We start from the raw sequence: 24,913 nt of genomic DNA on the forward strand, positions 1-24,913 counted from the left end.
ACCAGATAACTCCACGACGGCTTGATGACGTAGATAAGCCAGCAGATGTGGTAGTAGGTGAAGGCGATCACCTGAGGCAGGATGCGATAGAGGAGAAAATTTTCCTTAATTCTACGGGCGTGGGTGAGTTCCTCCAGGATGAGCAAATGCCACATCTCGTTATCTTGAGCCTCGCGAGCCTCCTTGACCCGGTCGAAGACCCGGCGGGCAAAATCACGCTGTGCATACATGTGGGTAATGGCGATGTAGGCTACGTTCTCCCAGGACTGATACGGGACGCGGGCGATGAGCTCCAGCACCTTGAATTTGCTGAATGTCTTTTTGCGACCATACACAAGGTCCATCGTCATGAAGAGGAGGCGGGCCAAGATGCCGTAGTGCATCCTTGGAGAGCGGAGCGTGACTTGCTGCGCCTGGCGGCGTTGTTCGGCAGTTAATTGCTTCAGTTTCGAGCCCATAGTACGCCGAACGGCCCTAGACCTCACAACGACCCGACAACAGATAGGCGACAACGTCTGCGGCGGCATAGCTCGTCCGGCCGCCCAGGAAGCCACCGATCGTCGCAAGGTCATCGCCGCTGGTGACGATCGGCGGCTCCTCGGCGCCGTCGGCACAGGTCTGCGGGTGACCGATGACGGAGAGCAGCGCATTGCACAGGCACTGGCGGCCGATCGTGTCCTCTATCTTGCCACCCTTCTTCACGTAGGCGGCTTCAGGCTCACTGGGGCACCGGTAGTCCACTTTCCCGTCCTCTGCCATGAAGGCGACGCGCAGGTACCCCAGATCGCAGACCCGCTCGCGCGTTGCGCCCGCGGCGGGATTTTCGACCCACTCCACAACCTTGATTGGAAAGCCGGTGGGCGATGCGAGGGGCTCCGTGCGAACATCCACCTCGCCCCGGGCCGCGTGGGCGAGCACCGAGCGCTTGATCGGCTCGGCGAGTCCCGATTCGTCGCAGAAGGCGAAGAGTGTCCCGACCTGGACTCCAGCGGCTCCCGCCTTACGCGCCGCAACCAGGCGCTCGGGGTGTCCGGCCCCACCCGCCACCCAGAACGGCAGCCCCAGCTCCCCGATCTTCGCGAGGTCCACCTCGTCGCGTTTGCCGTAGATCGGTTCGCCGCGCTCGTTGAACCATGGCTCCCCGCGAGGCGGGGCGTTGTGGCCACCGGCGGTGGGACCCTCGATCACGAAACCGTCCACCTGGCCGATCGCCTTGCGGGCGAGCATCGTCGCCAGGGAGTTACTCGCGACGATCGGGAAGAACTTCGGCCGCGCGAGTGGCGCCGGCGGCGACTCCCAATGGGCGCCGGGATCAAAATCGAGGTATTCGACGGCGCTGGAGGGGAGTCCCTCCACGTCGAATCGGAGCCGGGCCGGGTGGTGCCCGGCGAGCAGGTCGAGCGCCCCTGCGATCTCTCGCGGGATGCCGGCGCCCATCAGGACGTAGCCGACTCCGGCGAGCATGGCGCCGTAGAGCGTCGGTAGCGTGAGCAACTGAATCTTGGTGAGCAGGTTGATGCCGACCGGTGCATCGTGTCCCTCCCTGGCGAGGCACACTTCGACGAACGCGGCCAGCATAGTGAGCTCCTGCCGAGCGGGAGCGACCACCTGACGGTACAGGGGGAGCATCGTGTACGGTTCGCCCGGCGCCCGGCCTTCGGGCCGATAGTAGCGGCGCATGGCCTCGTCTACAGCGCGACGGATCGGAAATTGCTCCATCCCGCGCCGCATGTGGCCGCCGCGATCGCCATCCTGCAGGCGACGCACGAACACCGTATCGAGACCGGTGCCGGAGACGACCCCCAACTGACCCGTTCGCGCCACGGCGTTGGCCAGTCGCCAGTTGGAGACAGCGGCGCCCATGCCGCCTTGAATGATCAGGGGAAGCGTTGAGCGCTGTTCGATGGAAGGAGTATCGCGTCGGCGAACCACTTGCACGCCTTCACCGATTGCGATCGATGGGAGCTTCTTCATACTGTCACGCGACCGGTTGTGCACACACGCGAGGGTGAATAGTGGGACTCGGCTCGATCCGCAGTGCCTTGATGCAGACCGACCTTACGTGAGGTCTTACCCAAGGGCGTCGAAGGAGCCTGGAGGACGACTGAGATTCCCTGAGGTGCTTTGAGCGTTTCAGTTATCATGATGGTTTCTCCTCCCCGCCCTCTACTCTAATTTACCATAGGGGGAGGTGTCTCACTTATATTGGCACAGAGGGTGTGCAAAAAGAGTGTGAGGGTAGCTGCCGAGAGACGTGCTGTACCGGTCAGCCGCACGGATCCTACTGCGCCATCTTCACCCTGATATCGATGGCTGCCCCGAGGACTCGGGCCACCTTCAGCAGGGTTTCGATGGTGACATTGCGGGCGTTGTGTTCAAGCCGAGAGATCGTCGCCGGGCTCATCTTCAGGGTCGCTGCGACCTGTGTTTGGCTTAACTTGCGCTTACGTCGAAGCGTAGCGAGCCGGTGTCCGATCTCAAGCGCGGCCCGCTCCACCTCAACCAATCTCTTGAGTTCGGCGTCCTGCATCTGGGACTGAACGTAGCGATCCCAATTCGTTTTAGTCATCTGTTCCTTCCCGTTGGTGCCCACCTATCTCTCCTGGCGATGCTGCTACGTGTGTAGGCGATGCTCTGCTGGACGAATGTCTTATTCGACGAGACTCGTGGAGTGTTTCACTGCGGCATGCAGCACGACAAACCCCCGGCGCTCCGTCGCGGCGTACAGTATCCGGTAGTGATTCCTCCTGTAGTGCGTCCGCAACTCGCGTACCTTCCCGCGAATGTGGCTGCTGAACGGGAACTGCAACGTGGGGCCTTTGTCGCTCAGGAAGTCTATGATGGCAAGGAGCTTCGCCCGCCTCTCCTTGGGAAAGGCATCGATGAAGTCCCGGACAGGGCAGGTGCCGTCCTGTTCCTCATAATAGAACTCGATGGGTCATCAACTCGTCGGCATCGCGTCGTACATTGTTATGAGAGTATATCATATAGAGTAAGATGTCAATCCGCAATTGGACTGCGGGAGTTCAACCTTGCTGCTGCGAAGCGCCGTGTGTTACGATAACGGTGTGACGATGAAGCATATCATCATCGGGACGGCAGGCCACATCGATCATGGCAAGACCGCGCTCGTCAAGGCCCTGACCGGCATCGACACCGACCGGTTAAAGGAGGAGAAGGAGCGGGGGATCTCCATCGAGTTGGGGTTCGCCAACCTGGCCCTGTCCGATGACCTCCAGCTCGGGATCGTGGACGTTCCGGGGCATGAGCGGTTCGTCAAGACGATGCTCGCGGGTATCGGCGGGATCGACCTGGTGGTGCTGGTCATCGGCGCCGACGAGGGGGTGATGCCGCAGACGCGGGAGCACCTCCATATCTGTGAGTTGCTTCAGGTGAAAAGGGGCGTGGTGGCGCTGACGAAGGTCGATCTCGTCGAGCCCGATTGGCTAGAGATGGTGCAGGCCGATCTGAAAGGGTTCCTGGCCGGGACCTTTCTTAAGGGCGCCCCCGTCGTTGCTGTGTCCGCTGTCACCGGGCAAGGGCTCCCGCAGTTGCGAGCGGTGCTGCGCGAGGCGGCCGAGACGATCGAGCCGAAGCGCCATGACGGGATTTTCCGTCTTCCGATCGATCGGGTCTTTACCATCAAAGGGTTCGGTACTGTGGTGACCGGGACCCTGTGGTCCGGGACGGTGCGGGTCGGGGACGAGGTGGTCGTCCTGCCTTTGGAGCTGCGTTCGCGGGTCCGCCGACTGCAGGTCCATAGCCAGACGGTGGAGCAGGCCTGGGCGGGGCAGCGGATTGCTGTCAACCTGCCCGGTCTCGAGGTGGATCAACTCAATCGAGGCGATCTTCTGGCCTTTCCTGGCGCTCTGAAACCCACCATGGCCTTCGACGCATCGTTAGCTCTACTGAAGGACGGTCCCCGTGCCTTGCGGAACCGGGCGAGGGTCCGGTTCCACTTGGGAACGAGCGAGATCCTGGCCCGTGTCGTACTGCTCGATCGTGAGGAATTGAAGCCTGGCGAAGAGACATTCGCTCACTTGCGACTGGAGGGAATGGCCAGCGCTCTGGCCGGCGACCGGTACGTGATCCGAAGCTACTCGCCTGCCCAGACGGTCGGTGGCGGGAGCATCCTCGACCCAAATCCTCCCGTGCGACGGCGGGCCAGGGCGCCGTTGCTCGAACACCTCAAGGTCCTGCAGACCGGCACATCTGGTCAGCAGGTCGAGCGCCTGCTGCTGCAAGCCGGTCCAGTGCCGATCACGCTGGAGGCGCTCAGGGTTTCGGCCAGCCTGGATGAGACCACGCTGCGGCGAGAGATCGCGCGCCTCGTAGAGGACGGCGTGGCTATGGCGATGGGTGCGAAAGGCGATCTCGGATATGTTCACCAGATGAGCTACGATCGCTTGGCGACGGAGGTTCTGTCTCGCCTGGAGGAGTTCCACAGGCAAGAACCCCTCAAGGATGGGCTGCCGAAGGAAGAGCTGCGGTCAAAGCTCCATCAGGTTGGACCGGTCCTGTTCGCTCGTCTCTTGCAGGATCTCGCACAGACGCAGCGAATCGCCATTGACCGGGAGAAGGTGCGGCATTTCCTGCATCGCCCTACCCTCTCAGCAATGGAGCAGGCCGTCAAAGAACGATTGGCCGCGATCTATCAGCAGGCAGGATTTCAGCCGCCGGATTTGGAGCCGGCGCTTACCCAGGCCGGAGCAGACCGCAAGACCGGGATCACGATCTTTCATCGCCTTGCCGATGAAGGGACAGTAATCAAGATCAAAGATAATCTCTATCTTCATCGCGACCATTATAGCCACGCGAAGGAGATGCTCCTTGCCCACTTCACGCTCCATACTGCCATTACGGTCCAGCAGTTTAAGGAGCTCCTGGGGGTGAGTCGAAAGTTCGCTATCCCGTTTCTGGAGCATTTCGACAGTGCCAAGCTGACCCGTCGGCACAATGATGAGCGGGTCCTCTACGTGTAGGGGCCGCGAGGGAGGAAGGCGCATGTTTGGATTGGGAATCCAAGAGCTGCTGGTGATTCTGATCATCGTGATGCTCCTCTTCGGTGCCCGCCGGCTCCCTGAGATCGGGAGTGGTCTGGGCAAGGCAATCCGAGGCTTCAAGGAGTCGTTATCGGGGAAGGATGTCATCGATGTGACGCCAAAGAAGGAGAAAGGCGAGGAGAAACGATCCAGTGAAGGGAAGGGTTAACGTTCTTTATGTGAAACCGATCAAACCTTGCCTTAGCTTTCAGCAGGCTTGTTTCAAAGCTGGAACGGCTCTTTGAGAGGTCATGGCCGCGATATTCTGACTTGCTATATCAGTCCCTCCAATTTTTTATCGATCGCCTCCTAAAGTACTTCCGGCGATCCTGCTTTCTTGATCCCATATTGGCTCAACCTGCCGCCACCGGTTGTTGCTCTTTTCGTTCGATCAATTGCTGGATAGCTTCCCGCTTACCATGAGATTTTTGTGGTTGACGTGCGATGTCGCGTTTTAGTACACTGTGCGGCCATGGGTGGTGCGGAAGCGCAGCAGGCCCAAGCGGATAGTTTGGCAGCCACCTCGAGCTAAGAAAATATCTATCGAAATCTATAGCGTCTGTTGCGTCCGGAGGGCCCGGAGGGCCATAACTATTATCGGAGCGATATCGAGTGCGAGGCGGCAGTCTAACCATGTTCGAGAGAGCCGATAGATGAAGGTCGCAGTCCTGAAGGAGATCGAGCCCGGCGAAAAGCGCGTCGCGATTATCCCGGAAACGGTCAAGCGATTGGCCAAGAAGGGGATTGAGGTCGGCGTAGAGTCCGGCGCCGGTGAAGGATCGTGCTTCCGGGATGGGGAGTACGAGGAGGCCGGCGCCACAATAGAGCCTTCGGCGGAAGCGCTGCTTGCTACCACAGATGTGGTCATCAAGATTCAGCGCCCTACCCCTGCGGAAATACTGAAGATTCGGGAGGGTACGACGATCATCAGTTTTCTCTATCCGCTTTTCAACCTTGACCTCGTGAACACCCTTGCCGGCCGCAAGATCACCGCAATTGCGGTGGACAGCATCCCTCGGACCACGCTCGCACAGATGATGGATGTCCTGAGCTCACAGGCGACGATTGCGGGATACTATGCGGTGATCATGGCGGCGTACGCGCTTCCGAAGTTCTTTCCAATGCTGATGACCGCAGCGGGCACGATTGCGCCGGCCAAGGTGCTGATTCTGGGCGCCGGTGTAGCCGGGCTTCAGGCCATCGCCACCGCAAAGCGGCTCGGCGCCTCAGTCGAGGCGTTCGACACGCGAAAGGTGGTGAGGCAGCAGGTAGAAAGTCTTGGGGCGCGGTTCGTTGAGGTGGACATCGCCGAGGATGCGCAGACGGCGACCGGGTATGCGAAGGAGCTTTCTGAGGATTATAAACGGCGACAGACGGAGCTCATACACCGGCATATCGCCAAATCCGACGTCTGCATTACAACAGCGCTCATCCCCGGCCAGCGCGCGCCCATCCTGATCACGGAAGAGATGGTCCAGGCCATGAGATTCGGGTCGGTGATCGTGGACCTCGCAGCGGAGCAGGGGGGTAACTGTGCCCTGACCGAGCCTGGAAATGAAGTAGTGAAGCATGGGGTGACGATCATCGGCCGCTTGAATCTTCCGAGCCGCCTGGCGGTGCATGCGAGCCAGATGTACTCGCGCAACATGGAGAAGCTCCTTCTGCACCTGATGGGCGACGGCGGGTTGAAGATCAATCTCCAGGAGGAGATCACGGCAGGGTGCGTGATCACTATGGGGGGAGAGGCTGTACACCCGAAGGTCAAGGAACTCCTGTCTCGGAAAGGGGAATCCCATGCAAGCTGAACTCCTGTTCGGCTTCTACATCTTCATGCTGGCCGCGTTTCTTGGATTGCAGGTCATCTCAAAGGTGCCGCCGCTGCTGCATACGCCCCTTATGTCCGCCACGAACGCGATCTCGGGCATTTCACTGGTTGGTTCGCTGGTGGCGGCAGGGGCCCATTACAATCCGGTCAGCACGGTTCTGGGATTCATCGCGGTCACGGCAGCCACGATTAATGTGGTCGGCGGCTTCATGATTACGGATCGAATGCTCAAGATGTTCAAGAAAAAGGATGGGAAGAAGCCGTGAGCGCCACGCTGATACAGCTCACCTACTTCGCCGCGTCCGCGCTGTTTATCCTGGGGTTGAAGGCCCTGGGCTCTCCTGAAACGGCCCGACGAGGCAATATCCTTGCCGCGGCGGGAATGTTTCTGGCCATCGTAGGGACGCTTGTTCACCAGGATATCGTCAGTTACGAATGGATTATCGTGGGGATGGTGATCGGATCGGCGATCGGGGCAGTGATGGCGATCTTCATGCCGATGACGGCGATGCCCGAGCGGATTGCGCTCTCCCACGCATTCGGCGGATTGGCTGCTGCGTTTGTCGGGGTGTCCGAATATTACCGCCAGGGCGCAGAGATGGAACTCATCCACACTGTGCCTGTCGGGTTTGAGGTTATCTTCGGGGCCTTGACCTTTACGGGTAGTTTGATGGCCTTCGGGAAGCTGTCCGGATGGGTGACCCAGGTTCCGGTGACATATAAGTTTCAGAATCAATCGAACCTCTCCCTGTTTGGAATCGTGCTGGCGCTGTACATTGCGTGGCTGTTTACTCCAGCCTATCCCGTTTTATTTTACATCATGATGGGGCTGGCCTTCCTGATTGGCGTGCTCATGGTGCTTCCCATCGGCGGGGCGGATATGCCGGTTGTCATCTGCCTGCTGAACTCGTATGCCGGTCTGGCTGCGTCGGCCACAGGATTCGTTCTGTCGAACAACATCTTGATTATTGCCGGCTCGCTTGATGGAGCCTCCGGTTTCATCCTGTCGATGATGATGAGCAAGGCGATGAACCGTTCTTTCTCGAATGTGCTTTTCGGGGCCTTCGGCGCGGTGGCCGAGACGGCCGCCCCTGGGACGACGACTGCCGTCGGGAGTGTCAATGAGGGGACGGTTGATGATGCGGCGACCGTCCTGCGAAACGCGCAACGGGTCATCGTCGTTCCGGGCTACGGAATGGCGGTATCCCAGGCCCAACATGCCCTGCGAGAGTTGGCCGACCTGCTGGACTCGGACGGCACCACAGTGAAATACGCGATCCATCCGGTGGCGGGCCGTATGCCTGGCCACATGAATGTTCTGTTGGCCGAGGCCAACGTGCCGTATGACCAGATCTTCGACCTTGAGGATATCAATGACGAGTTTTCCAAGACGGACGCGGTGATTGTCATTGGCGCGAACGATGTCGTCAATCCTGCCGCGAAAACGAACTCGTCGAGCCCAATCTACGGGATGCCGGTTCTGAATGTGGAGGAGGCGCGCACGGTCATCGTGCTCAAGCGCAGCATGAGCGCCGGCTTTGCAGGCATCGACAATGAGCTCTTCGCACTGCCGAATACCATGATGGTGTTCGGCGACGCGAAGCAGACAGTCACAAAGATGGTACAGGCGCTGAAGAATTAGGCAGTGAGCCGCGGTAATTTCGGGCGTCCAGGGCCGAAACGATCTATCTAGCCTCCGGAAAAACTGTCTGCGCCTTCCACCATTCATCCCTTCTGATCGCCGCATCGGTCGACATCGCCATCATATTGCCTGGTCCGTGAAGGGTGACGGGGAAACTCGGGATGGATATCCTGATCGCGGGAGTCAGTGCGCGCGGCCTGGTGGAGTCGGCGATTCGGAGCGGACTGCATCATCGAATCGTTGCGGTCGACTACTTCGGGGATTTCGATCTGGGACTGCTCTGTACGCATCGCTCGATTAAGAACGATCTGAACCTCTCGTATGAGGCCCACCACCTGATCACCGCATCTTCATGCTTGGCGTGGGGCGCCCTTGCCTATGTCGCGAACCTGGAAAACTATCCATCAGTGGTTGAGGTGATGGCCGGCGGGAAGCCGATCCTGGGCAACAGCCCTGCTGTCCTGTCGTCGGTGAGAGATCCTGCCGGATTCTTCGGGTTTCTTACGCGAGCCGCCATTCCTGCGCCAAAGATCGCCTTTGACCCCAGCCGCCTCAACTTCGATTCTGATACCCTGTGGCTACGCAAGCCGCTACAAAGTGGGGGCGGCCATGGGATCGCTCTTCACTTGCCAGGGGATCACCTTGAGGATGGTTTTTTTCTTCAGGAGTACCTGGACGGCCTGCCGTGTGGCGCGGTGTTCGCTGCGGATGGTTGGGATGCGTGTCTGCTGGGTATCTCCGAGCAGCTTATTGGTCGGACAGAGTTCGGGGCGGACGGTTTTCGCTACTGCGGGAGCATCCTCGGATCCCTGGGGACCGGGCAGACTGAATGGGGCGACCTTGTTGATCGCGTAAGACAGGTCGTTCGCGCCATTACGCGAGAGTTCCATCTTGTGGGCGTCAACGGGATCGATTTCATCCTGAAGGGTAAGACCGTCTATCCGCTTGAGATCAATCCGCGCTATACTGCCTCAATGGAGCTGGTTGAGCAAGCCTATGGCCTGAACATCTTTACGATACATCTCGACGCCTGCCAGGGGAGACTTCCTGACTTTGACCTCCTCGCTTGCCCAGACGCGGGCTGCTTCGGCAAGGCTATTCTATTTGCTTCTCAGGCTCTGATCTTCCATGACCCTCGGTGGTGGTTCGATCAGGGTGCTCGAGATCTACCATATGCGGGGGAACAGATCATGCGGGGTAAGCCGGTCTGTACGGTCTTCTCACGCGGACAAAGCCGATCGGAGTGCCTCGATCGACTCACACGCGCCGCCGTCGAGATTGAGTGGACATGCCTGCACGCGACAACGCCGGGGCGGCAATGAGCATGACCCGCGGCATACGCCTTTTCGCATCATCGGCCACGCGCCGCCTCCTCGGTCAGGACGGCCCGTTTCATGTGGATGGCGGGGAGATGTGGATTGAGAGCCTTTCCTGCCGGGAGATTGTGAAGCCGCTCGGTACGCCGCTCCTGGTCTATTCATCAGCGCGCCTGCGCGACAACATCGTAGAGGTTGCAGCAGCAGCCGATGCGTCCTCCTGGCCGATCCGTATCCACTTTGCCCTGAAGGCCTCCTATCTGGTTGGTGTGGTTGCGCTCCTTCAGGAGGCGGGGTTGAATGTCGAGGTGATGTCTGAATATGAGTACCTGCTGGCCAGACGGATCGGCTTTTCCCCGACACAGGTTGTTGTGAACGGTCCGGCGAAACGACCGGAATTCTTGGAGCGAGCTGTGATCGATGGGGTATCGCTCATCAACGTCGAGTCGCCGGCAGAGATCGCATTTCTCCAGAACTTGGGCCAAAGGCTTGGGAGGACGATCGAGGTGGGCATCAGGATCAACCCACTCCTGTCGCGGCGCCTCCGGGGCTCATTCGCACCCCCTGGATCAAAGTTCGGCTTTGACGTACCCAGTGGCGAGGCGGCAGGCGCGGTGAGAAAGATTATCTCGTCGAGGTCCCTCTCCCTTCGGGCGGTGCATTGCCACAGCTATACCAGACAATACAGCCCTGATGCGCATCGGGCTCATGTTGCCGCAGTGGTAAAGTTTCTCCGGCGAGTGGAAACCGATCTTGGGATCCGGATCCCCGTCCTCGACTTTGGGGGTGGATTCGGCAGTCGCTATCTCATGGAGGCGCAGGGGCAGACGTTCCGACAGTTTCTTCGTGAGATGTTGGATCCGCTTATTGGCCTGTCGGGCGACCGACAGGTGATCATTGAGCCCGGACGGTTTCTGGTGAACGACGCCGCCGTGTGCCTGGCGAGTATCCTGACATGCAAGCGAACAGCCCATAGACGCTGGGCCCTGATAGATGCGGGTCGGAATATCTTGCCGCCCCGCGAAAATGCCGAATATGTCGTCGTGCCTTGTCGAGTATCGCCGGGGCGAACCCTGTATCACGTCGGTGATTTCCTGTGTGTCCCGTCGGAGCCTGTTCCGCTCTCGCTTGTCAGCAGGGCGATCACGCCAGGCGATCTGCTCGCCGTGTTCAATGCCGGGGCCTACACCTTTTCCATGGCCCAGAACTTCGGAGAACCGATCCCGAATGCGATCCTGGTCGACAAGGGTGAGTGGACATGGCTGTTTAAGAAGCGGTCCGTTGAAGAGCAGTTCAAGGGATGACGCCGCAAGCTCGTCTGACGCGTGGGGAAGCGCGCACGCAGGGGGAGTGGGAGGAGGAATGACGCTGATAAGCAGAGCAAAGTCCGGGTCGTATTCGGTCATCATCGCTGCGGCAGGGCTTGTCGCCCTCGGCGCCCTTATACGACAGTCTCCGGTTGCGTGGGGAGCCGATCCCGACTCGCCGCTGCCGGGTAGAGTTGAAGAAGCGGTTCGTCTGGAACCGGTTGTGGTCTCCGCCAGCCGGGTCGAGCAGCGGTTACGGGACGTTCCGGCCAATGTCACGGTCATCACGCGGGAAGATATCGAGCAATCGCCGGCCAGGACCGTCGACGATCTGCTGCGACAGGTCCCGGGGTTCAGTCTGTTCAGGCGGAGCAGCAGCCTGGTCACTCATCCGACGACTCAGGGGGTCTCCCTTCGCGGGATTGGGCCCAGCGGGGTGAGTCGAACGCTGGTGCTGTTGGATGGGGTCCCGCTTAACGATCCGTTTGGCGGTTGGGTGTACTGGAGCAAGGTGCCACTGGAAAGTGTCGAGCGTATCGAGGTGACGCGTGGCGGCGGCTCCGGCGTCTACGGCAACTACGCGATGGGTGGCGTCATCAACATTATTACCAGGCGGCCGGAGGCGCGGGTCGCGCAAGCCAAGCTCGACCTCGGAACCCGTGATACGGTGGATGCCGACCTACTGGTCAGCCACGTCACAGGCCCATGGGGCGTCTCCCTTGAGGGTAACTTCTTTCGAACTGACGGCTACAAGATCGTTCGCAAGGATCAGCGGGGGGCCATAGATATCGATGCCGACTCCAGCCACAAGACCTTTAACGGCCGGGTGGAATACGCCCCTTCCCTAGCCTCCTCAGTTTTCCTCGCCGGCAGCTTTTTTCATGAGGATCGCGGCAACGGGACCCCGCTTCAGAACAACTCGACAGAGACAGGTTTTGTGGCGACCGGAGGCCGGCTGAAAACGGCCGACGGAAGCGACTGGCAGCTCACGCTCTTCTCTCACCTGCAGACATTTGACAGCACCTTCAGCTCTGCGGCTCCAGATCGGAACTCGGAAATCCCGTCGCTCAATCAGTTCGACGTTCCCTCAACGGATGCGGGGGCAAACCTGCAGTGGTCGAAGCGGATCTTTCAGTTCCATCTGCTGACGGCTGGGACAGATCTGCGATGGATCGATGGAGAAACCAACGAAGACTTCACCTTCAGTCAGACGCTAGGCGATTTCACTCGGCGACGGAAGGCCGGTGGAGAACAATTCTTGGCGGGCGCCTACCTTCAGGACATTTTCACTCCCGCGCCAGGATGGCAGGTGACGATTGCCGGTCGGTTCGACTCCTGGCAGAGCTTCAATGCCTCCCGCGTTGAGAGGAATAAACAAACCGGAGCGATTACTCGGAATAATCAATTCTCAGATCGGGATGAATTCGCCTTCAGCCCCAAGGTGGCCCTCCTCTATCATGCGACCGATCAACTCTCGTTGCGAAGCTCCTTTTACAAGGGGTTTCGGGCGCCGACCATCAATGAGCAGTTTCGGCCATTCAGGGTCCGAAACGACATTACCGAAGCCAACGAGAATTTGGACCCGGAGCGACTGATCGGAGGAGAGGTCGGATTTGACTATGCCATTGTGAGCAACCTTCTCGGTCGATTCACGGCCTTTTGGAATGAGGTGAAGGACCCGATCGTGAACGTCACCAAGGGGACTGGTCCGGGGACCGTTGCTCCCTGCGGTTTCGTTCCGGCTGGAGGCGTCTGCCGCCAGCGGCAAAACCTGGACCGGACGCGGATCAGGGGCATCGAGGCCGAACTGGAATATCGTCCGTTTTTACGCTGGGCCGTCTCAGGCAGTTATCTGTACAACCATACTGACGTCTTGAGCGCCCCGAACCAGCCGGAGTTGGAGGGGAAACGGATCGCCCAGGTGCCGAGGCATCAGTTTACCTTGAAGCTGGGCTACACCAACCCGACCCTCATCAACGTGTCCGTCCAGGGACGGTTTGTCGGGGATCAATTCGAGGACGACCTCAACACACTGAAGCTCGGCGACTACTTCGTGGTGGACCTCATGCTGTGGCGACCGATCCCTGTCCCCAAGTTCTCCGCAGGAGAAATCTTCTTTGCGGTGGAGAACCTCTTCGACAGGACGTACGAGGCCGGTAAGACGGCTGATGGCATCGTGACTACAGGCATGCCGCTCTTGGTGCATGGCGGCCTCAAGGTACGGTTCTGACGTAAGGGTGTGACCACCTATGCCATGGCATCGGCTGCGTGCGGCGGCGGTGTTCGCGATATGGCTCGTTCTCAGCTCTACTGAGGCGCACGCTCAGGGTGCTGGGGCAGAGCTGGAGATTGTCCCGCTTCCGGAGATCCTGGTGACCGCTCCAGCCCGCCTTCCGGAGGTCCCGCTCTCGCTCGCCGAAGTCCCAGCCAGCGTCCAGATCATCACGGCCGACGAGATCAAGCGCTCGGGCGCCCTGAGCCTGCAGGGTGTCATGCAGCAGCTTCCTGGGGTCCATCTGAACGACCAACAGGGCAACGCCTATCAACTCGATCTCTCCTTCCGAGGCTTCTCGAGTACCTCGGTGACTGGCGTCCCTCAAGGAATCAGTGTATTCGTAGATGGAGTCCGGGTCAACGAGCCGGCTGTCGAAGAGATCAACTTCGACCTCATCCCGCTCGATGACGTCGAGCGGATCGAGTTGATCCGCGGACCAACGGCCGTCTTCGGACGCAACGCCCTGGCCGGCTCGCTCAATATCATTACGAAGCGGGGTACCGCCGAGCAAGAGATGGTCGTTGAAGGTTCAGGCGGCAGCTTTGGCCGCGCCAAAGGGCGAGGGGTTATGAGTGGAAGCGGCGGACCGATCGATTACTACTTTTCCGGGAGTTACTCGCATGAGGATGGCTGGCGCGATCAATCAGTCTCTCGTCTGTCTCAGTTTTTCGGCAAGCTGGGGTATCGAGAGGGCGGAACTGATGCAACCCTCTCCTATCAGTATCACAACAACAGGATCGAGCAGGCCGGTTCGCTGCCGCTCAGCCGGCTACAAGTCGATCGTCAGGAGAATTTCACCGTCGGCGACTTCTTCCGGCCTGAGCTCCACCAGGTAGCCCTCAATGTCAACCAGACCATTGGAGCTGGCTTTTCCATAGCTCTCAATGGGTTTGTGAGAAGCCTGGAGGCTGAACAGTTCAATGTGAGCCTGATCAGTGAGAGCACCCGTCTCTTCAACGATACCCTTTCCGGCGGCGGTACGCTCCAGCTTGCGCACGAAGGCCGGTTCTGGGGGCGAAAGAATGTCCTGACTCTTGGGGCGGAGTATGCGCGCCACGATGTAGACATCCGGGTCTTCGAGGAGGCGAATGTGCGGACCCTCCGTTCTGCCCTTTCAGATACGCAGGATACTGTGGGCGCCTATTTCCAGGATACGGCCGAACTGGGCCGCGGCCTTTTGCTGTCCGGCGACAATCTGTTCTTGACCGGAGCGCTCCGAGCCGACTATATCCGGCACTCCGTCACCGACTCCAGTCCTGAAGAACCGGGCAAAGCCTCAGGCAGAGCCTCGTACAGTCGTGTGACTCCCAGGGTTGGCCTCAACTACAATCTCTCAGATCACTACGGGATCTATTTCTCATACTCACAAGGGTTTCGAGCCCCGGCCTTTCTGGAGTTGACCTGTGCCAATCCGGACTCTCCGTGCATCGGACTGCAGGCCGGCGTAGCCCCGGATACCGGCTTCTTTAAGCTCAGTCCCGTCAGGGCCAACAACTATGAAGTGGGTTTCCGTGCGCGCCCTACGCCATGGCTGGAGGGGAGTCTTGCTCTCTATCGCACCGACATAAGGGATGATATCTTTTCGGTATCCGACCCGACTGCGCTCACGGTCTTTTTCCAGAACGTGGGTAACACACGACGGGAGGGGATCGAGGTCGGTCTTCATGGACTCTATCACGAATGGCTGGAGGGGTACGTGAATTACGCCTACACCCGTGCGACCTTTCGGGATGACGTCGAGCTGGCCTCGCCCAGGACACCTGGCAGCACCCAGCAGGTACAAGATGGGAATTCGCTTCCACTTACGCCAAACCATCGAGTGAATGCCGGCCTCCGGTATCATCTGTACAAATGGCTCACGATCTCCCTCAACCTGACCTACGTTGGCGATCAGTTCTTCCGCGGCGACGAGGCGAATACGCAGCCGAAGCTCGACGACTATATTGTCTTGAACGCCGGCCTCGATCTCCACTGGCGGCGCTTCGCCGGTTTCGTAAAGATCAACAATCTGAACAATAACAAGTACGAGACATTCGGGACCTTCGCCCCGAACGCCAAACTCCCGGGATTACCGATTGAGCCATTCCTGACGCCCGCACCGCCGATCAACGTCTTGGTCGGCGCCAGTTACCGATTCTAAGATCACAGAGGCATATGTAAGAAAAAACTCTTCGCTCGCGCCGTAACGATCCGCTATAATTATTTTATGGCACCAAAGGATAGCTTCACGCTTGGACGTCAAGGAGGTCATACCGCAGTCGGCCGGGCCCCCGATGCGGTCCACCCTGCCATGGCGTTGCTGGTTGAATCGCGGACCGGACCGCTTCCGTTAGGCCGATTTCTCCTCAGCTCCACCGGGTTCCACCTGATCCTGGCTTGGGCTGTCATCAGTTTTGGGCTTCCCGTGACCCCATCAGTTCCGCGGCCCCTTGTTGTCACCATCATTGGAAGTGAGAATTCCGAATCATCCGCTCCGTCGGGACCTCTTGTCCACACCCGCACGAAGCAACCAGCTGGGGCTGCTGGTCCAAAGCAGGCCTCTCAGCCTCATATCGTCTCCTCCCAACCATCGGAGGTCGCCAGGCCGTTATCGACGGCTGAGGCGCCTGTGACGCTGGATGAGCGAATCGGCGGACCGAAGGCTGTCGGCATATCCAATAGTGGATCACATGCGGTGGGTGCTGGCACGCCGGGCGCCTTTGCGGCAGGCAGCCTATCGCCGGGGCCGGTCCTGCTTAGTTCTGACGGGGATGGTGCAATCGGCTCCGGCTCAGCAAGGCGGGGTGGAGCGGGCCGACTCGACGCAGCATTGGCCGCGCCGCTTACCCCATCAGTGACTATTGGTTCTCCCCAGGGCAAGGCAGGCGGAGGAGTTGGCTGGGCAGGTAACGGGGGCGCTGGAGGGGGATTCGCGGCCCCGAACTACGGAATCAATCCGCTTCCCAAGTACCCTCTTTTAGCACGGGAAAAAGGTTATGAAGGAACGGTCTACCTGCGAGTCTTGGTTCAGGTGAATGGTCGTGTGGGGCAACTTGCTGTCGATCGAACCTCCGGCTATGAGATTCTTGACCGGGCGGCGGTGGATTCGGTCAAGGAGTGGGCATTTTTTCCTGCCAAGAAAGGTGGGAGGTTGGTAGAAAGTTGGGTGTTGCTTCCGGTGAAGTTCGCGCTCAACTGATATGGGGTAGGGTGTGACGGCTATCTTACACAGTTCGAGGTCTCTTTTCACATTCTTGTCTTTTTTCCTTGCCCTCTTTCTCTTCATCTCCTTCGCTCATCATGCAGGCGGAGCCGAGCCGGCGAGCAAGTATTTCTATGATAAGAAGGGGCAGGTGATTCGGGAGGAGGTCGATAGCGCTGGCTCCGGGCGGATCGATACCTGGATCACCTACCAGGATGGACGTCCGATCCTCCAGGCAGTAGACACGAATAAGGACGGTAAACCCGATACCTGGTACCACCTGTCTGCAGATCGTCAGGTGGAGAGGACGGAAAAAGACAGCAACGGCGGCGGGAAGCCCGATGTCTGGATTACGTACCATCAGGGAGTCCCGATCAAGGCAGAGCAGGATCTGGATGCCGATGGCCGGGCCGATCGATTCATCTTCTACGAGAAAGGGAAGGCAGTCCGGACCGAGGAATCGTTGAACCGCGATGGAAAGATCACCCTCTGGTCGTATTATGATGCTGCCGGCGTGCTTATCCGGGATGAGGAGGACGCAAAGGGAATCGGTCGGCCGACGCGCTTTTCCTATTATCAAGAGGGGAAACTCTTGCGGCGTGAGGAGGACACGAACGGATCGGGGCGGATCGACCGCTGGTCGTATTACGACAAGAACGAGCGCCTGATCCGGCGCGAGGCTGCCCGAAAGGGATCCGGGCGCCCTGACGTCTGGGCCTACTATGAGAACGGACAGATTATCAGGCAAGAGGAGGATACTCTTGGTCAAGGTCGGCCGAATATCGCCTACTTCTTCCAGGCGGGCATCCTTTCCCGTCGAGAAGAGGACACGCAGGGAACTGGTCAACCGGATCTGATCGACTGGTACGAGAACGGTAAGCCGGTCAAACGACAGCAGGATACCAGGCGGCAGGGGAAGAAGGATGTCGTGACCTACTTTCGGCAGGGAGATATGGAGCGGCAGGAGGTTGATACCAAATATGAGGGGCGGTATGACCTGGTTCGCTTCTTTGAGCATGGCCGCCTTATCAGAGAAGAGTACGACACGAATGGGGATGGCCGACCGGATGTCTGGGTTTCGTATAATGAGATAGGCGAAAAGGTATTTCAGGAAGAGGACACTGATTACAATGGCAAGGTTCGTGCCCGGTTTCGCTTTGCAGGAGGGAAGGTTGTGAGCAAGGAGTTGGTAAGCGAAGCGCGAGCAGACAGCCCGCCGCGCCTTCTGATGCCCAAGATTCCGTAATGTTCAGCCTCTCAAAACGGCGTATATTCGAGAGAAAAATTGCTTGACAGATTGGTGTGAGTGAGATATAAAAACCCACCGCATCAAACAGCGTCTCTGAAAAGGTTGGCTCTCCTGGGCGCGAGGGACGTGCGCCGTTTTTCCTGGATGCAATCGAGTTGGTGCTGATCGCGTTCAAGAGCATGAAGGTTTTCACCCTCTTTGTGAAAAACACGAAAACGGTCAGAGTTGCTCCCTCCTGTGGCTGGCGCGGGCTGGTCTTTCTTGCTCTCGCCGTCGCTATTTTCATTCCTCTCATGGCCTCTCAAGCTCGCGCTCTGGAGCCCGCCTTTGGTCAAGCCGCCGAGGAGGCCGCCGCCAAGCTCGCCGACGCCTTTCCAGTCGTTAAGGGATCAGTGACCGGAGTCGAGAGGGACCGGGTCCTGATCGACCTGGGTGCTAAGCAGGTGTACCAGGGGATGGAACTACAGGTCTACCGGGAGGGAGATGAGGTCAAGCACCCGGTGACCGGCGAAGTTCTGGGGAGGCGGGATAAAAAGCTTGGTCTCCTCAGAGTTGTTGAGGTAAAAGAGAAATTCTCGGAGGCCGCCATTGTCTCCAGAGAAGAAGGATCTATCATTAGGGCCAAGGATTTGGTCCGGGTCAGTTCGGACCGTCTTTTGGTTGCCCTTCCACTCATCGATGCCGGCGGGGTCAAGGAAGCGAATGTCCATTCGGTCACGAAAGATCTGGCCATTGCGCTCGCCAAGACCGGTCACTTTATCGTGATCGAGGATCCTCTCCTCAGAGCAGCGCTGGCGGGGGAGCATCCCTCGCGGGTGGAATCATTCGGCGATCCCTCCACCCTGAAACTGTTGGCGGAGAAGGCGCACGTTCAGCTCCTCGTTCTGGGTAAACTCAGCCCTGGTCACCAGGGACTATTCCTAAATCTGCAGGTCATGTCGGTCTTTACCGGAGCGCCATTGACTGTTGCGAGTGTCGAGGTCACGGAACGTGGGCCGATGGTCATGGCCGCTCCCTCGCGCCCGTCAGGGTCAACCCTCAGACCTCTATCAGAGCAGGCCCTCACAGCAACATCACGACCCTCTTCCATCCATTCGGAGCGTCAAAGCTCCGAGCCTTTGAGAGCTGCCGAGCAACCGAAAGGTTCCCGTTCAGAGATAGCCTCTTCCCACAAGGGTGTGGTTGCCGAAGAGGCGCTGCGAAAGCCAGGGGCCGCATCGTCGCTCGCTGTGGCTGAGGATGGACCGGCGCGTTCCGATCATAATAAGGGTTTGCAGGAGTCTGTCGTATTCGAACTGCCCGATCCGCTTCTCGCGCTGGCGGCAGGAGATCTGGATGGGGATCAGCGGCCCGAGATCGTCGGGATAACCGCCTCTGAGGTGATTGTCTATCGGTGGCAGAATCAACGACTGGCGCCGATTGCCAGGGTAAGCAGTCCCCGGTCTATTCGCCACCTGCACATTGACGTCGGAGATATTAACGGCCGTGGCCATGCTCAGATCGTCGTCACGGCTCTGTCCGGGGCTCGGAATGATCTTCACTCGTTTATCCTGGAACTTCAAGGGGGTCAACTCGTTCGGATCGCCGATCATCTGGGCTATTTCCTTCGCGTGGTCATGGGCCCCGGCATCGAGACACCTATCCTGGTCGGTCAGCGGATGGGGGAACTGACCGCTTTTGAAGGGCCGATCATCCGGCTGTCTTGGAATGGCGAGCGGTATGTCGAAGGACAGCCGCTCACCCTCCCGGCCCAGGTGAAGAATCTCTACGAATTCGCGCCGATCAGTGCTACCGGCGATCAGATATCAGAGGTTGCTGTCATCAGTGAGCAGCGGGTCAAGGCATATGGGAGCGAGGGTAAGCCATCCTGGGAAAGTAAAGATGACCTGGGCGAGGTTGATCACCTCGCCTTTTCCCACATCCCTACGTACCGAGCTCTTCAGGCTAAGTACGGGCTCAAATCGGGGATCCCGATTACTCCGGAAGAGTATGCTGCGTTGCAGGTCCTACCGCGCCGGGTTCTTGTTGAGGCCTCGCCCCTATGGGGTAACGCCAGGACAGAGCTTCTGACCTTTGTCAATCCAAAAAAGATCGGGCTATTCCGGAGTGAGTCATCTCTGCCTAGCCAGGTTGTGACGTTTGACCGTCAAGAGGGAATCTTTGCGCGGGGGTGGGAGACCACTCTTGAGGGGAGGGTGCGTGACGTTGCCTTGGCCGATCTGAACGGTGCCGGCAGGAAGGATCTGATTGTGCTGTCGGCTGTCAAGGAAAAGGGTCTGGCCGCATATCTGCAGGACGGGTCGCGTGGTATCATCAGCGTGTTTTCCTCCATCCGGTGAGGTGTTGTATTATAGGAGGTTGAGCGATCTGTCTAATCGTAAAAAGTGGGTCAAGGAAAGGAGGGGTGAAAAAGTCGCTTTACATCGTTGCTCTCATGAGTGTATGGAACGCATTGCCTGAAAGACGGCATAAGTGAAGTAGGGGCAATAGGGGTATTTGAGAGAAGTACGATACAATTTTTCGGAAGAGAGTTCTTGGGAAGCAACAGGACCGCATCAAGAGGGAGGCATTCAATGAGCGTGAAACGATGTACGTCACTGATCGGGGGTCTGCTGATCCTGGTTGGGAGCCTTGTAGTGACGGCGCCCATGGTTTCCGCCAACGATGAGATATTGAAGCTGCAGAAAGACGACGGCCAATGGGCGATACAGGGTAAGAACTATGCGGCGACCCGCTACAGCAACCTGAACCAGATTACGCCCGATAACGTGAAAAACCTGAAAGTCGCCTGGTCGTTCTCACTGGGGACATTAAACGGCCAAGAGGGAGGCCCGCTGGTTATCGGCGACACGATGTATGTCCACAGCTCCTATTCCTCAGGCAATTCGCACAACATCTATGCGCTCGACCTGTCAAAAGAAGGGGCGCCGATCAAGTGGAAGTATGCGGCGAAGCATGATCCAAAGGCGGTTCCCGTCGCCTGTTGTGACCTCGTTCATCGAGGCCTTAATTATGCGAACGGCAAGATCCTGTACCAGACGCTTGATGGAATCGTGATTGCCCTCGATGCCAAGACCGGCAAGGAACTCTGGAAGACCAGAAATGCCGATCCATCCAAGGGTGAGACCAATACCGGCGTCGGAATGGTGATTCATGATAAATTCATCGTCGGCGTTGCCGGAGGCGAATTTGGAGTTCGCGGCTGGGTGGCGGCCTATGATGTCAACACCGGTAAGCAGATCTGGAAGGCCCGCAGTGCCGGGCCCGATGAAGATCTCATGCTTGAGAAGGACTTCAACGCCGCCAACCCGCATTACGGACGATTCGGCGAGGGGACCAAAAGCTGGCCCGGCGAGCAGTGGAAAACGGGCGGCGGCACGACTTGGGGTTACTGGTCGTACGATTCTGATCTGAATCTGTTGTACTACAGCACCGGCAACCCCGGGACCTGGAACCCTGCCCCCCGGAAGGGCGGCGATAACAAGTGGTCGATGACCATCTGGGCCCGTAATCCTGACACAGGAAAGGCCAAGTGGGCCTATCAGATGACCCCGTGGGATAACTGGGACTACGATGGGATCAATGAGTCCGTCCTGACCGATCAGACGATCGGTGGTAAAAAACTCAAGGTTCTCACTCACTTCGACAGGAACGGCTTTGTCTACACCCTGGACCGCACCAACGGCACACTGCTCAAGGCCGACGCATTCGTCTATGTCAACTGGGCGAAGGGGGTCGACCTGAAGACAGGGCGGCCGATCGTGAACGAAGAGAAGTTAACCAAGCAGGGTGCAGACACCAAGAATATTTGCCCATGCGCGATGGGCGGGAAGAACCAGGTACCTGTTGCCTACTCCCCGAATACGAACCTTTTCTACGCTGCCGTCAACAACATGTGCATGAACTACGAGGGCGTGCTGGTTCAGTACACGGCGGGGGCTCCGTACGTGGGTGCCAACGTCCTGATGTTCAATGGGCACGAGGGTAAAGACAACTGGTGGGGTGATGTTATCGCCTGGGATGTTGCCAAGGGCAAAAGGGTGTGGGAAATCAAAGAGCAGCAACCCCCATGGAGCGGGCCGGTCGCGACCGCGTCCAATGTAGTCTTCTACGGCACAATGGACGGCTGGTTCAAGGCGGTCGATGCCACCAGTGGGAAGCTCCTATGGAAGCACAAGGTCGGTTCCGGGATCATCGGCAATCCGATCACCTACAAGGGGCCTGACGGCAAGCAGTATGTTGCCGTCTACTCCGGAGTCGGCGGATGGTTCGGTGCTACCGTATCGCTCGACCTTCCACCCGATGATCCGACCGCGGCGTTAGGTGGGGTGAATGCTGCCTACCTGTCCAAGCTGCCGATGGCCACGAGCAAGGGCGGAACGCTGTACGTCTTCGGCCTCTAAGCAAGTATGCCTGATGCCGGCGCCGAAGGATTGTACCTTCGGCGCCGGTTTTTTATGCTACAATACAGTTAGTCAACGATGAGTTCGTAAGGTAAGACCGGTGGATAGACTGAACCGAAGGCTGAAGGAAGGATTACCTAACGGCCTTCAGTCGTCAGCCTAAGCCCCTATTTCTAAGGAAGTATGATGAGTCGACGGTTTGCGATTGCCGGCGGATTCGTGATTGCAATGATCCTCTCTCCCTTTGCCTGGTCGGCTTGGGGGGGCCACATTACCCAACTCCGGGCCTGCGGTGATCCGGATAACATGCCCTTTTCGAATAAGCAATCGGAAGGGTTTGAGAACAAGATTGCCGAGGTCATCGCCAAGGAATTGAAGGTAGATCTCACCTATTTCTGGTGGCCGCATCAGCGGGGGTTAGTTCGGAGAGCGTTACGGCCAGAACTTTGTGATGTTATGATCTCGATCCCCCAAGGTTGGGATCAGGTTCTCTGGACCAAGCCCTACTATCGCTCAGCGTATGTCATCATCTACCCCAAAGATCGGGGATTTCAGATCAGATCACTCGATGATCCGATCCTGAAGCGTCTGAAGATTGGGGTCTATATCAATACCCCACCGGCGGAGGCATTGGCCAATAGGGACATCAGGACAAACGTTGTGGGCTACAGCCTCTTATATGGCTCGCAGAATGAGCGTTCAGAGAAGATCCTGCAGGACCTCATGACCGGCGAGATCGATGTCGTGATAGATTGGGGGCCAATGGCTGGCTATTTTGTCAAACGGATGAACGGAACGTCACCTATCGAGGTGGTCCCCCTTCAGGGTGGGGAACCGGGGATCCCCTTCACCTTCGAGTTTTCTATGGGAGTGAAGGAAGGCAATACGGCACTGAAAGTTGAACTGGAGCAGGCGATTAATAGACGGCATGCCGAAATTAGGAAAATCCTGGAGGATTATGGCGTGCCCCTCCTACCACTCCTGGCGCGCGAGCAGTTTCCAAAGGTGGAAGAGAAGCCGGGGGAGGTCTTTTACCGTCGTTTCGATCGGGACGATCCCCTCACCTCTTACTAACACTGGGTGAAAGGGGCCTAACCTCACCTGAAAAGAACGGGGAACAATAACCATGAGACAGAAAAAGTGGCTTCTCACTACGTCAGTCCTGGCCCTTGTGATGTTGGGATGCGCTCAGAGTATTACGGCTCAGAGCCAGCAGGAGCCTGCAAAGACTGAAGCGCCCGGTCAACAGCCGAAAGCATCAGAGGCCCCCGCACCTGCGGATCAGCAGAAGCCAAAAAAGCTTAATCCATTCACCGGAAATCCGGATGCAATTAAAGAGGGGCGCCAATTGTATCTGCAGGCCGGCTGTCCGGGCTGCCATGGCTCAGGCGGTGGCGGCGCGATGGCCGGGGCCACACCGTTCATACGTGATGCCTGGAAGTTTGGCGGTGATGATGAGACTTACTTCAAGGTGATTAAGGGGACCTATCCGGGACAGACCATGCCGGCGGTTTTTGGGGCAAACCTCACAGATGAGCAGGTCTGGAAGATTATCGCCTGGATCCGATCCATCTATAAAGGAGATCCGGATAGGATCGTTTGGTAGGAAAAGAGAAGACGGGGCCGGGTGCTGTGCTGATCACTCGATGACACTTTTGATCGTCTGCCTTTCGGTGATATTCTTTAGTTCAGCAGCCAAGCGTCTCGCAATGGTCAGACGGGCGGTTGTAGTGTTGGCGCTTGTGCTCTCGGCTGTACCCCTTCTTATCTCGCCGGCCTTTGCTCAGGACGATGTTGGTCTTCCGATTCATCCCAAGACGATTCCTTCTACTATCGTTCGTCGGGCCGGAGAAGGGGAAGGGACGCGGTGGGTTCAGGTCAGCTTCACGATCAACGCACCGTACAAGCAAGTCGTGAAATTCTATCAGGAGAAGGTGGATCGGAATGCACAAATCTCTCAGATCGACTCTGGAAAGCTCCTGAACACCCTTATCCTGTTCAGCAGGGACCCCAAAGATCAATTCAACATTAATATCAGCAGTGAGCGGGGAAAAAAGGTCACTGAGGTTGAGCTATCGCGGAATGTGGTTGGTCCGTAGATGCTTCGCGCAGCAACTCTTCGTTTTATCGTCATTGCATAGGCGGAATTCGTGAAGAATGTGTCAGGATTTGATTCTCTGAGGATGGAGAACGTCTAAAAAAGTTCTTGACATCGCGATGCATTGTATTTATTCTACACCTGTCTTCGTAGCACGCTTTTGTTGTGAAAGGTAGAGAACCGCGAAAGCTGCTGGATGAGGCTTTCGCGGTTTTTGTTTATCGGGGCATGGCCTCGAGAGTTCAAATGGAAGGGGGGTGAGAGTTTGATGCGAGTTACGGGTACTGTAAAGTGGTTCAACGATGCGAAGGGTTACGGCTTTATTGCACGGGAAGACGGCGATGATGTGTTCGTGCACTATTCCGCGATTTCCGGATCCGGCTTCCGGTCGCTCAATGAAGGGCAGGCTGTGGAGTTCGACGTCGTAGATGGGCCAAAGGGTAAGCAGGCTGCTAACGTTACCAGAGCAGCATAGTTCGCTTACGTCCGGTCTGAACCATTACGGCCTTCCGGAGATCCCTCCGGGAGGCCGTTCTCTTTCCGGGTAACGCGATTTCCACCTCACCCTAGAAGTT

20 protein-coding genes are annotated in these 24,913 nt (G+C 58.1%); 17 read left to right on the forward strand and 3 right to left on the reverse strand.

Going from position 1 to position 24,913, the window contains the following annotated elements; translation table 11 throughout:
• From PHV01_RS10725 to PHV01_RS10735, 3 genes are all read right to left on the reverse strand, one after another.
• Positions 1 to 458, reverse strand: a 458-nt coding sequence (locus tag PHV01_RS10725) for an alternative oxidase (RefSeq protein ID WP_337291153.1), incomplete at its 3' end; no start/stop codon positions are given.
• Positions 459 to 474: 16 nt separating this feature from the next.
• On the reverse strand, positions 475 to 1,863 hold the full coding sequence (locus PHV01_RS10730) for a nitronate monooxygenase (protein WP_337291180.1): 1,389 nt from the start codon (positions 1,861 to 1,863) through the stop codon (positions 475 to 477).
• 418 nt (positions 1,864 to 2,281) lie between these two features.
• Positions 2,282 to 2,593, reverse strand: a complete 312-nt coding sequence (locus PHV01_RS10735; RefSeq protein ID WP_337291154.1) for a helix-turn-helix transcriptional regulator — start codon at positions 2,591 to 2,593, stop codon at positions 2,282 to 2,284.
• Between the two features lie 481 nt (positions 2,594 to 3,074).
• Here PHV01_RS10735 and selB point away from each other — a divergent pair, with 481 nt between their 5' ends.
• From selB to PHV01_RS10820, 17 genes are all read left to right on the forward strand, one after another.
• Complete coding sequence (gene selB / locus PHV01_RS10740; protein ID WP_337291155.1) at positions 3,075 to 4,982, forward strand: selenocysteine-specific translation elongation factor; 1,908 nt, start codon at positions 3,075 to 3,077, stop codon at positions 4,980 to 4,982.
• Positions 4,983 to 5,004: 22 nt separating this feature from the next.
• Positions 5,005 to 5,211 carry a twin-arginine translocase TatA/TatE family subunit gene (locus PHV01_RS10745; protein ID WP_337291156.1) on the forward strand — a complete coding sequence of 69 codons (207 nt, stop codon included), beginning with the start codon at positions 5,005 to 5,007 and terminating at the stop codon, positions 5,209 to 5,211.
• A gap of 484 nt (positions 5,212 to 5,695) precedes the next feature.
• Positions 5,696 to 6,847, forward strand: coding sequence for a Re/Si-specific NAD(P)(+) transhydrogenase subunit alpha (locus PHV01_RS10750; protein WP_337291157.1), 1,152 nt, complete (start codon positions 5,696 to 5,698; stop codon positions 6,845 to 6,847).
• A complete protein-coding gene (locus tag PHV01_RS10755; RefSeq protein ID WP_337291158.1) occupies positions 6,837 to 7,133 on the forward strand; it encodes an NAD(P) transhydrogenase subunit alpha in 297 nt (98 codons plus the stop codon). Before PHV01_RS10750 ends, PHV01_RS10755 begins: the two co-directional genes overlap by 11 nt.
• Positions 7,130 to 8,509: an NAD(P)(+) transhydrogenase (Re/Si-specific) subunit beta gene (locus tag PHV01_RS10760; RefSeq protein WP_337291159.1), complete on the forward strand. Its 1,380-nt coding sequence runs from the start codon at positions 7,130 to 7,132 to the stop codon at positions 8,507 to 8,509. The genes PHV01_RS10755 and PHV01_RS10760 overlap by 4 nt, the downstream gene beginning before the upstream one ends.
• 161 nt (positions 8,510 to 8,670) lie before the next feature.
• The gene (locus PHV01_RS10765; protein WP_337291160.1) at positions 8,671 to 9,831 is read left to right on the forward strand and encodes an ATP-grasp domain-containing protein; all 1,161 of its coding nucleotides are present in this window, start codon (positions 8,671 to 8,673) and stop codon (positions 9,829 to 9,831) included.
• On the forward strand, positions 9,798 to 11,129 hold the full coding sequence (locus PHV01_RS10770; protein WP_337291161.1) for a hypothetical protein: 1,332 nt from the start codon (positions 9,798 to 9,800) through the stop codon (positions 11,127 to 11,129). The genes PHV01_RS10765 and PHV01_RS10770 overlap by 34 nt, the downstream gene beginning before the upstream one ends.
• Positions 11,130 to 11,187: 58 nt before the next feature.
• On the forward strand, positions 11,188 to 13,362 hold the full coding sequence (locus PHV01_RS10775) for a TonB-dependent receptor (RefSeq protein ID WP_337291162.1): 2,175 nt from the start codon (positions 11,188 to 11,190) through the stop codon (positions 13,360 to 13,362).
• 19 nt (positions 13,363 to 13,381) lie between these two features.
• On the forward strand, positions 13,382 to 15,547 hold the full coding sequence (locus PHV01_RS10780) for a TonB-dependent receptor (RefSeq protein ID WP_337291163.1): 2,166 nt from the start codon (positions 13,382 to 13,384) through the stop codon (positions 15,545 to 15,547).
• 66 nt (positions 15,548 to 15,613) lie between these two features.
• Entirely contained in the window at positions 15,614 to 16,585 is a 972-nt protein-coding gene (locus tag PHV01_RS10785) for a TonB family protein (protein WP_337291164.1), read from the forward strand.
• Positions 16,586 to 16,598: 13 nt separating this feature from the next.
• Positions 16,599 to 17,834, forward strand: a complete 1,236-nt coding sequence (locus PHV01_RS10790) for a hypothetical protein (RefSeq protein WP_337291165.1) — start codon at positions 16,599 to 16,601, stop codon at positions 17,832 to 17,834.
• Positions 17,835 to 18,016: 182 nt separating this feature from the next.
• Positions 18,017 to 20,176, forward strand: coding sequence for an FG-GAP-like repeat-containing protein (locus tag PHV01_RS10795; RefSeq protein WP_337291166.1), 2,160 nt, complete (start codon positions 18,017 to 18,019; stop codon positions 20,174 to 20,176).
• A gap of 234 nt (positions 20,177 to 20,410) precedes the next feature.
• The gene (locus PHV01_RS10800) at positions 20,411 to 22,240 is read left to right on the forward strand and encodes a PQQ-dependent dehydrogenase, methanol/ethanol family (protein WP_337291167.1); all 1,830 of its coding nucleotides are present in this window, start codon (positions 20,411 to 20,413) and stop codon (positions 22,238 to 22,240) included.
• 186 nt (positions 22,241 to 22,426) lie between these two features.
• Complete coding sequence (locus tag PHV01_RS10805; RefSeq protein ID WP_337291168.1) at positions 22,427 to 23,314, forward strand: substrate-binding domain-containing protein; 888 nt, start codon at positions 22,427 to 22,429, stop codon at positions 23,312 to 23,314.
• Positions 23,315 to 23,366: 52 nt separating this feature from the next.
• Positions 23,367 to 23,846 carry a c-type cytochrome gene (locus PHV01_RS10810; RefSeq protein ID WP_337291169.1) on the forward strand — a complete coding sequence of 160 codons (480 nt, stop codon included), beginning with the start codon at positions 23,367 to 23,369 and terminating at the stop codon, positions 23,844 to 23,846.
• A 40-nt stretch (positions 23,847 to 23,886) separates the two neighbouring features.
• Positions 23,887 to 24,339 carry a hypothetical protein gene (locus PHV01_RS10815; protein ID WP_337291170.1) on the forward strand — a complete coding sequence of 151 codons (453 nt, stop codon included), beginning with the start codon at positions 23,887 to 23,889 and terminating at the stop codon, positions 24,337 to 24,339.
• Between the two features lie 267 nt (positions 24,340 to 24,606).
• Complete coding sequence (locus tag PHV01_RS10820; RefSeq protein WP_012814387.1) at positions 24,607 to 24,813, forward strand: cold shock domain-containing protein; 207 nt, start codon at positions 24,607 to 24,609, stop codon at positions 24,811 to 24,813.
• The last annotated feature ends 100 nt before the right edge of the window (positions 24,814 to 24,913 follow it).

Source organism: Candidatus Methylomirabilis sp. (assembly GCF_028716865.1).
GTDB lineage: Bacteria > Methylomirabilota > Methylomirabilia > Methylomirabilales > Methylomirabilaceae > Methylomirabilis.